The sequence below is a fragment of the Streptomyces sp. CGMCC 4.7035 genome (assembly GCF_031583065.1).
GTDB lineage: Bacteria > Actinomycetota > Actinomycetes > Streptomycetales > Streptomycetaceae > Streptomyces > Streptomyces yaanensis.
The window spans coordinates 5,583,546-5,597,870 of record NZ_CP134053.1 but is presented as its reverse complement, the minus strand read 5'-3'; the positions used below and the strand labels follow the sequence as shown (position 1 = coordinate 5,597,870).

Here is a 14,325-nt window from a genome sequence, read left to right as displayed (position 1 = left end):
TGGCAGACTCGGACCCATGCTGGAGACCTCGGCACGACTGCTGCGCCTGCTGTCCCTGCTCCAGGCCCACCGCGAATGGTCCGGAGCCGACCTCGCCGAACGCCTCGGTGTCAGCCCCCGCACCGTCCGCCGGGACGTGGACCGACTGCGTGAACTGGGCTACCCGGTCGACGCCAGCCCGGGCACCGGCGGCGGCTACCAGCTCGGGGCGGGGGCCGAACTGCCGCCGCTGCTCCTGGACGACGACGAGGCGGTCGCCGTGGCCGTCGGGCTGCGCACGGCCGCCGGGCAGGGCATCGAGGGCATCGGCGAGACCTCCGTGGGCGCTCTCGCCAAGCTGGAGCAGGTCCTGCCGAACCGGCTGCGCCGCCGCGTCAGCGCCCTCAACGCGTTCACGGTGCCGATGCTGCGCGGCCCCCGGCCCTCCACCGTGGACCCCGCCGTCCTCACCGAACTCGCCCACCTGTGCCGGGACGCGGAACGGCTGCGCTTCGAGTACCGCGACCACGGCGGCGCCCCCACCCGCCGCACCGTCGAGCCGCACCGTCTGGTGTGCACCGAGCGCCGCTGGTACCTGGTCGCCTGGGACGTCGACCGCGACGACTGGCGCACCTTCCGCGTCGACCGCATCATCCCGAAGCCGCCGCACGGCCCGCGCTTCACCCCGCGGACACCACCGGCCGAGGACCTCGCCGCATATGTGTCGAAGGGCGTCTCCACGCGCGCGTACGCCGCACAGGCCGTCGTACGGCTGCTGGTGCCCCTGCACGAGGCGGCCGAGCGTGTCTCCCCGTCGGCGGGGACCCTGGAGGCGGAGACCGACGGCAGCTGTCTGCTGCGCACGGGCGCCCCGAACCTGGATGTGATGGTCATCCACGTGATGATGATGGGCCTGGAGTTCGAGGTGCTGGAACCCGCCGAGCTGACCGAGGCCGTCAGGACGGCGCGGGACCGGCTGTCCCGGGCTCTGGAGCGGGCCGAGCACCCTCGGCGTACAACGGATGATGCAGGTCGAAGGCCGGGGACTCCGAGCGGATCCGGGGCAGCGTGACGAAGTTGTGCCGCGGCGGCGGGCAGGAGGTCGCCCACTCCAGGGAGCGGCCGAAGCCCCAGGGGTCGTTGGCCTCCACCTTGGTGCCGAACCTGGCGGTCCTCCAGACGTTGTAGACGAATGGCAGCGTCGAGATGCCGAGCAGGAACGCGCCGATCGACGAGACGGTGTTGAGCGCGGTGAAGCCGTCGGCGGCCAGATAGTCGGCGTACCGGCGCGGCATGCCCTCCGCGCCCAGCCAGTGCTGCACCAGGAACGTGACCTGGAAGCCCACGAACAGCGTCCAGAAGTGGATCTTCCCGAGTCGTTCGTCGAGCAGCTTCCCGGTGAACTTCGGCCACCAGAAGTAGAAGCCGCCGAACGTCGCGAAGACGACGGTGCCGAAGACGACGTAGTGGAAGTGGGCGACCACGAAGTACGAGTCGGTGACGTGGAAGTCCATCGGCGGCGAGGCCAGGATCACCCCCGTCAGCCCGCCGAACAGGAACGTCACCAGAAAGCCGGTCGCCCACAGCATCGGTGTCTCGAAGGACAGGGAGCCCTTGAGTATCGTGCCGCTCCAGTTGAAGAACTTCACGCCCGTGGGTACCGCGATCATGAACGACATGAACGAGAAGTACGGCAGCAGCACCGCGCCCGTCGCGAACATGTGGTGCGCCCAGACGACCACCGACAGACCCGTGATCGCCATCGTCGCGCCGACCAGCGTCAGATAGCCGAAGATCGGCTTGCGGCTGAAGACCGGGATGATCTCCGTGATGATCCCGAAGAACGGCAGCGCGATGATGTAGACCTCGGGATGGCCGAAGAACCAGAACAGGTGCTGCCACAGCAGCGCCCCGCCATCGGCGGCCTCGAACACCCGTGCACCGAACCGCCGGTCCGCCTCCAGGACCAGCAGCGCCGCCGCGAGCACGGGGAACGCCATCAGTACGAGGATCGACGTGAACAGCGTGTTCCAGGTGAAGATCGGCATCCGGAACATCGTCATGCCCGGCGCGCGCATCCCGATGATCGTCGTCAGGAAGTTCACCGCACCCAGGATCGTGCCGAAGCCGGCCAGCGCGAGCCCCATGATCCACATGTCGGCGCCGATGCCCGGTGTGTGCTCCGCGCTGTTGAGCGGCGCGTACGCGAACCAGCCGAAGTCGGCGGCCCCGTCCGGCGTCAGCAGCGAGCCCAGCACGATCAGCCCGCCGAACAGGAACAGCCAGTACGACAGCATGTTCAGCCGCGGGAAGGCCACGTCGGGGGAGCCGATCTGAAGCGGCATGATCTCGTTGGCGAACCCCGCGAAGGTGGGGGTCGCGAACAGCAGCAGCATGATCGTGCCGTGCATGGTGAACAGCTGGTTGTACTGGGCGTTGCTCATGATCTGCAGGCCGGGCCGGGCCAGCTCGGCCCGCATCATCAGCGCCATGGCGCCGCCGATCAGGAAGAACGCGAACGACGTGACCAGATAGAGGTGGCCGATCTTCTTGTGGTCGGTGGTGGTCAGCCAGTCCACCACCAGCCGTCCCGGCCGCCTCGCCCGCAACCCTTCCACGGTCGCCTGCGCCGTGTCCGTCCCCATCGCCTGCCCCTCGCTCATCGCGTCCCGGGCCTGCTGGAGTCCGCGGTCCGGCACTCCCGCGGGCTCACGCCACGATGTGCGCGCCGCCCCGCGCTCCGACAGGGCGCATACGGTGGTTCTGTGCTGAAGCCGTGTATTTCTTATGCGGTGTCAGGTGACGCGGACATCCCGGATTCGGAATGAAAAAGGCCGGGTGTGAACCGGTCACCGTGCTTTCCGCGGGGTAATTTTCGGCCCGTTCCCAGGTTGACCGATCCTGATCCGAATTACGTTCGAGGAGGTGCGTGGCACGTACGGAACCGCTCGTACGTGTGACGCCGTGAGGGCGAAACGGGTGTCGCGATCCTGTGACAGAAGTGTGACCGGAGAGGACCGCGTGGGCCGGGAGACGGGCCCGGACTTCCGCGCCGGAGGCCCGCGGCCTAACGTGGCGGCATGGCACCCATTCCCACCCCTGGCGCAGAACCCGAGGACTCCCCGGACGCGTACGTCGGCCTGGAGGCCGACCGCGCCGAGCGGCTCGCCCGTGAGCGCGGTTGGAGTGCGGTCCGCTCGCTGCCGCCGGGCGCGATCATCACCATGGAGTACCGCATCGGACGGCTGAACTTCGAGGTCGAGAACGGCAGGGTCAGGCGCTGCTGGAAGGGATGACCGGCGCGCGTGGGCCCGGAGGACCTGGCGCCCCGTAGGCGGAGCGAAACGAAGGGCGCGCGCCGAAGGGCGCCCGACGAGTGCGACGCCCATGAAGAAGGCCCCGGCTCGATGTGAGCCGGGGCCTTCGATGCGCGGGGAGGCTGTGCGTACCGGTTCCCGCGCATCGGCTGCTCAGCCGCCGCCTGCCAGCGGACGGGCAGAGGCGGTGCCGCGCGGCACCCGGTCCGAGTGCGGCGGGCGGCGACTGCCCACCGGGGTGACGGGGGTGCGCTCGGAACGGGCCGCATGCGGACCGGGAGCCAGGTAGACCGGCGGCCGGGGCGCGCGGGTGGCGCCCACGGGCTCGCGCACCGGCGCCTCCCCGTCCGCGGCGCGCGCCGCGGACGGGGAGGGCGCGCCGACCGGGGCCGGAGCCGGCACCGGGAGGGCACGGCGGCTGCGCCAACGGTCCCGCAGCGCGAAGACGGCCGTCTCGGCACGGGCGATCAGCGGCTCGAACCAGGGCAGCGCCAGCAGGATCAGCAGACCCGCGGCCCAGCCGAGGAGCACGTCGCTCAGCCAGTGCGTACCGAGATAGACCGTGGTGAGGCCGACGCCGAGGGAGGTCACCGCGGACAGCGCGGACAGCCAGCGTCTGGCTCGCGGCGTCGAGGCCAGATAGGCCAGAATCCCCCAGGTCACCACGGCGTTCGCGGTGTGACCAGAGGGGAATATATCGCCGCCGCGCCACATCTCGTTCGACCCGACGACGGTCGCGTAGTGGGGTCCGAGGCGTCCCATGCCGTACTTGGCGGCGCCGACCGTGATGTTCAGCGCGAGCAGCGCCGCACCCAGTGCGAGCAGTGGGCGCAGGGTGTGCTGCCGCCAGGAGCGCCAGCCCAGCCAGGCCGCGACCATCACCGCGGTGGGACCCCGCTGGCCCAGCACCACGTAGTAGTCGAGGAACGCGTGGATCTCCGGCCACTGCTGGTACGGCCGGAAGAACATGACCTGCCAGTCGAGCCGGACCAGCCAGGAGGAGACGACGACGGCCCACACGATCGCCGTGTAGAAGGCCAGCGTCGCCGAGAAGAGAACCACCCGGTGCCGACTCATCCTGGGCACATCGATGTGGGCCGGACGTTCCGGCTCACGGTCCAACCTGGCGAAGAGCCGGTCCAGACGGCTCAGCTTTAGTTCGGTACGCACTCAATCGACGTTACAGCGAGTGAGGTCCGCGCTCCCCCGAATCCCCGCGTTTGTGATGACGATGTGATGTGGGATTCCTCTCAGCAGGACGTTTATTTCTGCGGATTCCGTAATCGAAGCCGCTGCCGACCTTCAATTCCGTCGGTCGATGCGCGTCCTGGTTATATGGCCCTTATCTATTCGTTCACCGAATGCTGGAGCCCAATTCCCTGCTCGCTCACCGCTCGTCGCGAAGGGATCATGGCGGACCGGAGCCGTTCAGCCACCACGCTCCGTAGACGGCCGATGCCACTGCGACACCGGCGAGGACTGCCACCGACCTGCGCGGACGCCCCCGCGCGAGGAGTCGGGCGAGGGGCAGCAACAGCGGGAAGGCGGGCAGCAGGAGGCGCGGTTTCGAGCCGAAGTAGCTCGACGCGCACAGGGCGAGTGCGGTGACGGCACCCGCGTACACGAGCAGCGGCAGCGGCTGGCCCTGCCGGACACACACCACGTACAACCAGATGATCAGCGCGACCCCGACGACCAGCCCCACGCCGGCCAGGACCGAGGGGAAGGACGTGAACTTGTCGGCGATGAAACGGGCGAAGGCGTAGCCGCCGTCGAAGCCGTTGCGCCAGCCCGCCTGGACGTCGAGATAACCGAGGGGACCCTTGCCGGTGTGGTGGCCGACCCACAGGACGTATCCCGCGGCGCCGAGGGGGGCGAGGAACATGCCGAGCGCGCGGCGCGGCCCGCCGTGCGCCGCCGGTGCGTGCCGGTCCCGTGCGTACGAGGCGATCGCCGCCGCCCACACGGCCGCCACGACGGCCACCCCCACCGGGCGGGTCAGTCCCGCCAGCGAGGCGAGCACAGCCGCCGTCACCCACCGTTGCGTCAGGACCGCGTACAGCGACCAGGCGGCGAGCGCCGTGAACAATGACTCGCTGTACGCCATCGACTGCACTATCCCGACCGGCAGCACCGCCCACACCGCCACCGCGCACACCCCCACGCGGCGGCCGTACACATGGTCCGCGACGGCGAAGATCCCCCAGGCCGCGGCCAGGGAGGCGAGCGTCGAGACGACGAGACCCGCATCGGCGTACGACAACGGTGTCAGTACCGCGCCGAGCCGCTCCAGCCAGGGCAGCAGCGGGAAGAACGCGAGATTCGAGTGCACGTCGCCGTTCGGGAGCCGGACCTCATAGCCATAGCCGAGCGCGGCCACCCGGGTGTACCAGAGCGAGTCCCAGCGGGCCGTCAGCAGGGTGTGCGGGCTCGTGCCGCGCGCCGCGCTCCACAGCGCGAGCACGATGACTCCCAGGGCGCGGACGGCCACGTAGCCCGCCAGGGCGGGCGTGGCACGGCGCACGGGGCCGACGCGGGGCGGCGCCGGGCGCGTCACAAGATCAGTCACGCGCTCGATTATCGACGCCGTACGGAACCGGAGGCGCTGTTCCGGCGTGCTGGAGCAGAGGAGAGGTGGCGCACGCCACACCCTCTCCCAGGGAAACGTGAGAGGTCCGCCACGCGACGGCCGCAGGAACTCGCGTACGCTGGCGGCTCGCTCGTTTCGTTGCGTGGGCCTCGGGAGTACCGCTCCTCCCGGCCGCAGCCGCGGGGAAGTCCCCACCCCGTGGATCCGCCGAAGCGAGGGAGCATCTGGGAGGTACGTACATGTCCGGGACGACCACGGCCGCCGTCGCGCCGCGCCGTCGGACGGCCGGGGCCGGTGCCAACCGCTGGGTCGTCCTCGTCGTCCTCTGCGTGAGCCTGCTGCTCGTCGCCCTCGACGCCACCGTGCTGCACGTCGCGGTGCCCGCCGTCACCGAGGACCTCAGGCCCGGCGCCATAGAACTGCTCTGGATCGTCGACGTCTATCCGCTGGTCTGTGCCTCGCTGCTGATCCTCTTCGGCACGCTGGGCGACCGGATCGGCCGCAGACGGGTTCTGCTCCTCGGGTACGGGCTCTTCGGTGTCGCCTCCGGTGCCGCGGCCCTGGCCCAGGACGCGCAGGTGCTGATCGCGGCGCGGGCGCTGCTCGGCGTGGGCGGCGCGATGATCATGCCCGCGACGCTGTCCATCCTGCGGCACGTCTTCCCCGACCGGCGCGAGCGGGCGCTGGCGATCGGCATCTGGAGCGCGGTGGCCGCGGTGGGCGCGGCGGTCGGGCCGCTGCTGGGCGGCTTTCTGCTGGAGCGCTTCTGGTGGGGCTCGGTCTTCCTGATCAACATACCGCTGATGCTGGTCAGTCTGCCGGTCGGACGGCTGCTGCTGCCGGAGTCGAGGGGTGACCGCGACGGCCCGTGGGACGTGGTCGGCGCGCTCATGGCGGCGTTCGGCCTCTTCGGGATGGTCCTGGGGGTGAAGCGGCTCGGCGGCGCTGAGCCACCGCTGAGCCCGTGGACGCTGGTGCCGCTGCTCGCGGGCGCGGCCCTGCTCATTGCCTTCGTACGCCGTCAGCGCCGCCGCGCGCACCCGCTGGTGGATCTGCGGATGTTCGCGCGCCCGGCGTTCAGTACGTCGGTCGGTTGCATCGTGCTGGCGATGCTCGCGCTGGTCGGCCTTGAGCTGATCGCGGCGCAGTATCTGCAACTCGTGCTGGGTTTTTCCCCACTGGAGACGGGGCTTCGGCTGCTGCCGCTGACGATCGCGGCCATGGCGGCGGGCCTGCTCGGCTCGAACATGCTGCACCGTTTCGGACCGCGGCGCATGGTCGTCTTCGGTTTCTGCCTCACGGCCGGGTCGGTGCTGACGCTGACGGCGATGGGCGGGCAGGACAACGCGGGGCTGCTGCTGTTCGGTTTCGTGTTGCTGGGCTTCGGGCTGGAGACGACGCTCTTCGGGGCGTACGAGTCGATGCTGAGCGAGGCGCCTTCGGCGCAGGCCGGCGGGGCGGCGGCGATCGGCGAGACGTCGTACCAGCTGGGTGCGGGCATCGGGATCGCGCTGCTGGGCAGCGTGATGAACGCGGCGTACGCGCCCCGCCTGACGTCGGTTCCGGGGGTTCCGGTGTCCGACTCCAGGGCCGCCGGCCACTCGCTGGGGGAGGCGTACGAGGTGGCCGGCCGGCTGGGCGGCGAACGGGGCGCCACCCTGCGTCACGTGGCACGCGACTCCTTCGTGCACGGGCTGCATGTGACGCTCCTGGTCAGCGCGGGGCTGTTGCTGCTGGGCGCGGTGATGGCGCTGCGGCTGCCGCGGGCCATGAACTGCGAGCCGCCCGCGGCGGGCCCGGCCGGGGTCCCCGCGCCCAGGGAGGTCGCGGACTCCCGCGTCTCGGCGTAACGGATTGTTGCCCACCGGCCCACCGGCCCACCGGCACACCGGCCCACCGGACCCGCACGGGTGGGCGGGCGGGCGAACCCCGTTGACGCCCAGCGCAGCGGCCTCGTACCGTCGGCCCCGTCCAGTCTTGACTAGCGCCGCTAGTTTTCAGTGTCACGGAGGCTGCCCCATGTCCGCGTCCCCGACCGCGCCGCCCTTCGACCCCGCCGACCCGCTCGGGATCGACGATCTGCTGGACGCCGAGGATCTCGCCATCCGCGACACCGTGCGGACCTGGGCGGCACAGCGAGTGCTGCCGTACGTCGCCGAGTGGTACGAGACGGGGGAGCTGCCGGGGATCCGGGAACTCGCTCGGGAGCTGGGCGGCATCGGGGCGCTCGGCATGTCGCTCAGCGGGTACGGGTGTGCCGGCGCCAGTGCCGTGCAGTACGGTCTCGCCTGTCTGGAGCTGGAGGCCGCCGATTCCGGGATCCGGTCCCTCGTCTCCGTTCAGGGGTCCCTCGCCATGTACGCCGTGCACCGCTTCGGGAGCGAGGAGCAGAAGCAGCAGTGGCTGCCCCGTATGGCCGCCGGTGAGGTCATCGGCTGCTTCGGGCTCACCGAGCCCGACCAGGGGTCGGACCCGGCCTCGATGCGCACCTACGCCAAGCGCGACGGCTCCGACTGGGTGCTGAACGGCCGCAAGATGTGGATCACCAACGGCTCCGTCGCCGGTGTCGCCGTCGTGTGGGCGCGGACCGACGACGGGATCCGTGGATTCGTGGTGCCCACCGACAGCCCTGGCTTCTCCGCCCCCGAGATCAAGCACAAGTGGTCCCTGCGGGCCTCCGTCACCAGTGAACTCGTCCTCGACGACGTACGGCTGCCCGCCGATGCCGTACTGCCCGGCGTCGTAGGGCTCAAGGGGCCGCTCAGCTGTCTCTCCCATGCCCGCTACGGGATCGTGTGGGGAGCCATGGGGGCCGCCCGGTCGTGTTTCGAGGCCGCCGTGGAGTACGCGAAGACCAGGGAGCAGTTCGGCAGGCCCATCGGCGGGTTCCAGCTCACCCAGGCCAAGCTCGCCGACATGGCGGTCGAACTGCACAAGGGGATTCTGCTCGCCCATCATCTGGGGCGGCGCATGGACGCGGGACGGCTCCGTCCCGAACAGGTCAGCTTCGGCAAGCTCAACAACGTACGCGAGGCCATCGACATCTGCCGTACGGCCCGGACCATCCTGGGCGCCAACGGGATCTCACTGGAGTACCCAGTGATGCGGCACGCCACCAACCTGGAATCGGTGCTCACCTATGAGGGCACCGTCGAGATGCACCAGCTCGTGCTGGGCAAGGCGCTCACCGGGCTCGATGCCTTCCGGTGACCGGACCCCAAGCGGGCAGGGCCGGTGAGCGGCCCTGCCTCAGCTCTGGTTGAAGAAGCCGCCGGTGTGGCGGCCGGCGGTGTCGCCGCTGACGATCTCCGTGTGCGCGGGGGTCAGCAGGAAGACGCGGGTGGAAACACGGTCGATGGAGCCGCGCAGACCGAAGATCAGACCGGCCGCGAAGTCCACCACGCGCTTGGCGTCGGCCGGCTCCATGTTCGTGAGGTTCATGATCACGGGTACGCCGTCCCGGAACAGCTCGCCGATCGCCCGGGCGTCCCGGAAGCTGTCCGGGGTGACCGTGCCGATCCGGCGGCCCTTGTCCTCCGCGGTGTCGGACGCGACCTGCACACGCGGGTCGGTCACCCAGGCATCGCCCTGCTCCTGACCCTCGGCGTAGTCGTCGTCGTAGTACCGCTCGTCATCGTTGTCGTCGACGAGGCCAAGCCACGCACTCGCCTTGCGCACCGATCCCATGGACGCCTCCTCTCACAGTGGTCTTTCAAGCGTTCCGCAACCCCATGGTCGTCCATGATGCGGATGTAGCGCCAAGTGGATAGTCGCCGCGCGGGGGTTTCGTGACGGTACTGGTGCACAGCTAATACGTCGAGAGCCCGCGCGCCCCAAGGGTCGTGCCTCATAAGGCTGCTGACTGAGAGTGAAATATGATGTTCGGCGGCGTTCGGGTGACGGGCGGTGCGTACGGGTGAACGAAGTGGTGGGTACTGCGTTGCCCGGTGCCTCCCGAGTGTCCGAGTCGCAGCTCAACGTCGTGCGAGCCGCGGGGAAATGTCGTGTTCGGAATAGTCCGGCCCTGCCGTCACCGGCTGAGTGAGGGGCTCAGGACCCAGTGGATGGCGCACCTGTGCGGGCTGTGCCTCGCGCTGCGCGGAGATCACGGGCAGTTCGCCCGTATTGTCACGAACTATGGTGGTTTGCTGATATTCATTCTGACGGAGGCTCAGGCCGAGCGGACCACCGGATGGTGGCGCACCGCCGGGCCCTGCCCGCTGCGTGGCATGCGCACCGCCTCCGTCGCGCAGGGTGAGGGCGCCCGGCTCGCGGCCGCGGTCTCCGTCGTGCTCGCCTCCGCCAAGGTGCGCGATCACCCCTGCACGGGATCCGGCTCGCGCTGCGCGAGGTGGAGTTCGAGGACGGCCGGCTCGCGCACATCCTGCTCGCGCACGAGCTGCGGCGCTCGGTGGACCGGGCCTTCGGTACGGAGTCCTGCGCTGCTGTGACTGCTGCGGGAAGTGCTGTAGCTGCGACGGTTGTGACTGCGGCTCCGGCTGCGGCTGCGGCTGCGACTGAGCCAGGGGCATACGCCCAGCTTCGGCGGAAAACGTGTTTCCCCAACGTAAAACAAGCACATGATCCGGTGACCGGTGTGGCGTCGAGGTCGTTGGTCGGGCACAGCACCTTTCCGTACCCTCCGACAACTCGTCCTCTCCATAAGGCACTTCAGTGGACGTCACACCGACACCGGGACCCGGGCGTGTGCCCGGCGCCCGCCGCGGGACCGGACACACGGCTCCCCGCACCATCCGCACCAGGCTCCTGAGCATCCTCGTGCTCGCCCTCGCCGTGCCGCTCGCCCTGCTCGGCGCGGCCGCCGCCGAGCAGATCTCCGCCTACCGCAACGCGGCCGCCACCGCGGACAACGCCCGGCTGGAGATCACCCTCCAGGGACTCGTCCACGAACTGCAGAAGGAGCGCGGGCTGACCACCGGGTACGTCGGTGGCGTACGGGAGTTCGGCGCCAGGCTGCCCGCCCAGCGCAAGGCCACGGACGCCGCCCGTGCCCGGCTTCACAGGGCGCTCGTGGGCCGCGACGACGCGGCCGCCGCCTCCGTGCGCGAGTCCCTGGGGCGGCTCGGCGGGCTCGCCGGGATCCGCCGGCACGCCGGAGACGGCACCGGCGCGGTCAAGGACACCTTCGACTACTTCACCACCACCATCACCGGCCTCGACCGGCTCGGGCTCGGCCTCGACGATGTGCACGACGGCCGGCTGCGCGCCGCCTACCACGCGCTTCACGTCCTCGGTAACGTCAAGGAGTTCACCGGCGAGGAACGCGCCATCGTGCTCGGCTCGGTGCGCTCGGGGCGGTTCCGCGCCGACGACTACGGCCGCTTCCTGCAGATCCGCGCCGGACGGCTCGCCGCACTGGAGAGCTTCCCGCGCTCGGCCACCCGCGCCCAGGAGCGGCGCCTCGACGCGGCGCTCACCACACCCGACGCCGGGCGAGCCCTCGCGTACGAGGGCGTCGCGGTGCGCGGCGGCGGCCGGCTCGGCTCGCGCGGCATCCCGCCGATGTCCTGGTGGGAGTCCATGACCTCCACCATCAACGGTCTGCGTGACGTGCAGACCTCGCTCGGCAGGGACGTCGAGCACCGCGCTGCCGGGCTGGAGAGTGCCGCCCGGCGCGATCTGCTGCTGTTCGTGCTGTTCGCGCTCGGGACCGTCGCCGCGCTCGGTCACCTCACCCTCGACTGCGTACGGTCCGTCTCCACGCCGCTCGCCGTACTCGCCCAGCAGGCCAGGGAGGTGGCCGGCGGGCGGCTGCCGCGGGCCGTCGCCTCCGTGCGGAACGGCACCCCGGGCCGGAACCCGGGGCCGCCCGTGCCGCTCGCCGTGCCCGACCGGTCCGCTGCGGAAGTCCTCGACATCGCCGACGCGTTCGACCGGGTGCAGCGCGCCCTCTTCGACCTCGCCACCGAGCAGGCCGCGCGGCGCCGCGCCGAAAGGAGCAGCGGCGGGTCACCCGCACAACTGCTTCAGGTCGGTGATCGTCTTTAGCTTGCTGTCCTTGCGGGTGGCGAACTCCTGGCGTGAATGGCGCAGAAGTCCAGTAGAGCTACGGGTGGACGGCGCATGGTCTTGTGGGTCTCCTGAGCGACAGAAACGAAAGAACGCGAGGTGAGGGGAGCGCGAAGAGGGGAGGGGCGCGTGTGTGAAGGCGTGGGAATACGCGAAAGGCCCCGCTGATCAGGGGCGTGCAGCGGGTCGGCTCAACAGGAGGAGGACCACACGCGACCGAAGTCGATGTGGGAGCGGGTGACCAGCCGCTGCTGTCGATGCATGTGCCAAGTGGAACAGGCATCCGTTTCCGCGTCAACCGACTTGAGACGCACCGCTCACAGTATGGACAGCCTTGACAGCGAGGGGAAACGCCACCGTACTCTCGGTGGACGGTCCTGCTGAGGGGCTCGGCCGTACGGCGCCCACGCGGCGCCCCGTGTGAAGGCATCACCCGTGTTCGACTCGATGTCACGGAGCCTTCGCATGTCCTCCGACACCCTTGCCAAACCGGCCGCGGCGGCCGAAGAAGCCGCACCCCCGCGCGACGAGACGTTCCAGTCGAACGCCGTCGGTGACTGCTTCACCTGGACCGCGCGAGCAGGAGCCGTCCGATGAGGCCCTCCCTGGTGATCGTCGGGGTCGGACCGCGGGGGACCGGCCTCCTGGAGCGGATAGCCGCCAACGCGCCCAATCTGTACGCCGCTTCGGAGCTGGATGTGCACCTGGTGGACCCGTATCCGCCGGGCGGCGGACGCATCTGGCGCGAGGCGCAGTCGCCGCTGCTGTGGATGAACTCGCACGCCGAGGACGTCACCATGTTCACCGACGAGACGGTGACCATGGAGGGCCCCGTGCGTGAGGGCCCGACCCTGCACGAATGGGCGGGCGTCGACGGGCGCCTCTTCGCCGACCGGCAGCGGCAGGGCGCGTACATGCGCTGGGTCTACGAGCAGACGGTCGCCGCACTGCCGGCGGGCATCCGCGTCCACCACCACCCCCACCTCGCCGTGCGGGTCGACGGCCCGCGTGACGGCCGGCAGCGGGTCTGGCTGGAGGGGCGCACCGAGCCGCTCCTCGCCGACCTCGTCGTCCTCACGATCGGCCATCTCGACGCCGAACTCGACGAGGAGCAGGGTGCGTTGGCGTCGTACGCGCGCACCCACGGCCTGGTCCACCTGCCGCCCGACTTCACGGCGGACAGCGATCTGTCCTCGCTGAAGGCCGGCGAACCGGTCCTCGTGCGCGGCTTCGGGCTCGCCTTCGTCGACCTCATGGTGCTGCTGACCGAGGGGCGCGGCGGACGCCACGAGGGCGACACGTACCTTCCTTCCGGACGCGAACCGGTACTCCACGTCGGTTCCCGGCGCGGCGTCCCGTACCACTCGAAGATCGGCTACGACTGGACGGGCGAGAGGCCGCCGCTGCCTCGGTTCTTCGGTCCTGCCGAGGTCGACTCCCTGCTCGCGCGCCCGGACGGCTTCGACTTCCGGCGGGACGTATGGCCGCTGATCGAGAAGGAGCTGGGCTTCGCCCACTACCACCGGCTGTTCACCGCCCATCCCGAACGCACCACCGTCGCCTGGGCGGACTTCGAGGAGAAGTACGCCGTCGCCGACGCGGTGTCGCTGCCCGCACTGGTGGCCGCCGCCGTACCGGACCCCGCCGACCGGCTGGACCTCAGCGCGCTCGACCATCCGCTGGACAGCGTGCGCCACCCGTCGTACGACGAACTCCAGGACGGCCTGCGCGCCTACATCGAGGCGGACCTGGCACGACGTCATGAGCCGGCCCACAGTCCGGACCTGGCGGTCTTCCTCGGACTGCTCTCCGTTTACGGGCAACTGGTGCGGCTCGGGGACATCGGGTCCTGGTGGCACGGTTTCTTCAGCTATCTGGCGTCCGGTCCGCCCGGACCGCGACTGCGGCAGATGCTCGCGCTGTCCCGCGCGGGCGTGCTGAAGTTCCTCGGCGCCGACATGACCGTCACCGCCGAGGACGGGGTGTTCCGGGCGACGAGCGCCACCGTGCCCGGCGCGCACGTCGAGGCCCGCGCGCTCGTCGAGGCGCGGCTGCCGAACCCCACGGTCGAGCGCACCCGGGACCGGCTGCTGCGCGAGCTGTACGCCGAGGGTGCCGCCGCCACCGCCGAGGGGCTGCTCGCCGTGGATCCCGCCGACGGACGGGTCCTGGACCGCTCCGGCTCGCCGCATCCGCGGCGCTTCGCGCTCGGTCCGCACACCGATGCCCGGGGTTCCGGCGCGTTCACCCGGCCCCGCACGGGCGGACCGGCGTTCCGGCAGAACGACGCGGCGGCGCGGGCCGTGCTCGCGTTCCTGCGCGACCTGTCCGGTCATGCCGCGGCCTGACCACGACCGCACCCCGGCCCTCCCGCACTCCCGGCGTTCTTCCTCGCCAAGGTGCTGTGAC

At 70.5% G+C, this 14,325-nt stretch carries 11 protein-coding genes and 1 pseudogene; 8 read left to right on the top strand and 4 right to left on the bottom strand.

The genetic code is table 11. The features are described from left to right. The first annotated feature begins 16 nt into the window (after positions 1-16). On the top strand, positions 17-1,051 hold the full coding sequence (locus tag Q2K21_RS24445) for a helix-turn-helix transcriptional regulator (protein WP_310775031.1): 1,035 nt from the start codon (positions 17-19) through the stop codon (positions 1,049-1,051). On the opposite strand, the gene ctaD is transcribed toward Q2K21_RS24445, so the two are convergent. Next, positions 936-2,624 carry an aa3-type cytochrome oxidase subunit I gene (ctaD, locus tag Q2K21_RS24440; protein WP_310781212.1) on the bottom strand — a complete coding sequence of 563 codons (1,689 nt, stop codon included), beginning with the start codon at positions 2,622-2,624 and terminating at the stop codon, positions 936-938. The two genes, Q2K21_RS24445 and ctaD, sit on opposite strands and share 116 nt — an antisense overlap. Before the next feature lie 435 nt (positions 2,625-3,059). On the opposite strand from ctaD, the gene Q2K21_RS24435 reads away from it, so the two are divergent. Continuing rightward, positions 3,060-3,275 (top strand): I78 family peptidase inhibitor, encoded by a 216-nt coding sequence (locus tag Q2K21_RS24435; RefSeq protein WP_310775029.1) that lies wholly within the window; start codon positions 3,060-3,062, stop codon positions 3,273-3,275. Between the two features lie 174 nt (positions 3,276-3,449). Here the strand turns inward: Q2K21_RS24435 and Q2K21_RS24430 are convergent, their stop codons facing one another. Beyond that, positions 3,450-4,466, bottom strand: coding sequence for a phosphatase PAP2 family protein (locus Q2K21_RS24430; protein ID WP_310775027.1), 1,017 nt, complete (start codon positions 4,464-4,466; stop codon positions 3,450-3,452). 238 nt (positions 4,467-4,704) lie between these two features. Further along, entirely contained in the window at positions 4,705-5,865 is a 1,161-nt protein-coding gene (locus tag Q2K21_RS24425; protein WP_310775025.1) for a glycosyltransferase family 39 protein, read from the bottom strand. Between the two features lie 260 nt (positions 5,866-6,125). Between Q2K21_RS24425 and Q2K21_RS24420 the strand changes: the two genes are divergently transcribed. Together Q2K21_RS24420 and Q2K21_RS24415 are read left to right on the top strand one after the other, a co-directional pair. Then, positions 6,126-7,736 (top strand): MFS transporter, encoded by a 1,611-nt coding sequence (locus Q2K21_RS24420; RefSeq protein ID WP_310775023.1) that lies wholly within the window; start codon positions 6,126-6,128, stop codon positions 7,734-7,736. Positions 7,737-7,905: 169 nt separating this feature from the next. Next, positions 7,906-9,096 carry an acyl-CoA dehydrogenase family protein gene (locus tag Q2K21_RS24415; protein WP_310775021.1) on the top strand — a complete coding sequence of 397 codons (1,191 nt, stop codon included), beginning with the start codon at positions 7,906-7,908 and terminating at the stop codon, positions 9,094-9,096. Between the two features lie 39 nt (positions 9,097-9,135). Here the strand turns inward: Q2K21_RS24415 and Q2K21_RS24410 are convergent, their stop codons facing one another. Next, positions 9,136-9,573, bottom strand: coding sequence for a cell division protein SepF (locus Q2K21_RS24410; protein WP_310775019.1), 438 nt, complete (start codon positions 9,571-9,573; stop codon positions 9,136-9,138). Between the two features lie 377 nt (positions 9,574-9,950). On the opposite strand from Q2K21_RS24410, the pseudogene Q2K21_RS24405 reads away from it, so the two are divergent. The 4 genes and pseudogenes from Q2K21_RS24405 to Q2K21_RS24390 all read left to right on the top strand — a co-directional run. After that, positions 9,951-10,298 (top strand): annotated as a pseudogene (locus tag Q2K21_RS24405) (DUF5685 family protein); the annotation flags it as partial. Between the two features lie 295 nt (positions 10,299-10,593). After that, positions 10,594-11,895 carry a nitrate- and nitrite sensing domain-containing protein gene (locus tag Q2K21_RS24400; protein ID WP_310775017.1) on the top strand — a complete coding sequence of 434 codons (1,302 nt, stop codon included), beginning with the start codon at positions 10,594-10,596 and terminating at the stop codon, positions 11,893-11,895. A gap of 486 nt (positions 11,896-12,381) precedes the next feature. Continuing rightward, on the top strand, positions 12,382-12,513 hold the full coding sequence (locus Q2K21_RS24395) for a hypothetical protein (RefSeq protein WP_310775016.1): 132 nt from the start codon (positions 12,382-12,384) through the stop codon (positions 12,511-12,513). Next, the gene (locus tag Q2K21_RS24390; protein WP_310775014.1) at positions 12,510-14,264 is read left to right on the top strand and encodes an FAD/NAD(P)-binding protein; all 1,755 of its coding nucleotides are present in this window, start codon (positions 12,510-12,512) and stop codon (positions 14,262-14,264) included. The genes Q2K21_RS24395 and Q2K21_RS24390 overlap by 4 nt, the downstream gene beginning before the upstream one ends. Positions 14,265-14,325 lie beyond the last annotated feature (61 nt).

What these genes read in the sequence shown, in the direction of transcription:
- Q2K21_RS24445 (WP_310775031.1), top strand. Translation starts at nt 17, where the DNA reads ATGCTGGAGACCTCGGCACGACTGCTGCGCCTGCTGTCCCTGCTCCAG.
- ctaD (WP_310781212.1), bottom strand. Translation starts at nt 2,624, where the DNA reads ATGGGGACGGACACGGCGCAGGCGACCGTGGAAGGGTTGCGGGCGAGG.
- Q2K21_RS24435 (WP_310775029.1), top strand. Translation starts at nt 3,060, where the DNA reads ATGGCACCCATTCCCACCCCTGGCGCAGAACCCGAGGACTCCCCGGAC.
- Q2K21_RS24420 (WP_310775023.1), top strand. Translation starts at nt 6,126, where the DNA reads ATGTCCGGGACGACCACGGCCGCCGTCGCGCCGCGCCGTCGGACGGCC.
- Q2K21_RS24415 (WP_310775021.1), top strand. Translation starts at nt 7,906, where the DNA reads ATGTCCGCGTCCCCGACCGCGCCGCCCTTCGACCCCGCCGACCCGCTC.
- Q2K21_RS24410 (WP_310775019.1), bottom strand. Translation starts at nt 9,573, where the DNA reads ATGGGATCGGTGCGCAAGGCGAGTGCGTGGCTTGGCCTCGTCGACGAC.
- Q2K21_RS24395 (WP_310775016.1), top strand. Translation starts at nt 12,382, where the DNA reads ATGTCCTCCGACACCCTTGCCAAACCGGCCGCGGCGGCCGAAGAAGCC.
- Q2K21_RS24390 (WP_310775014.1), top strand. Translation starts at nt 12,510, where the DNA reads ATGAGGCCCTCCCTGGTGATCGTCGGGGTCGGACCGCGGGGGACCGGC.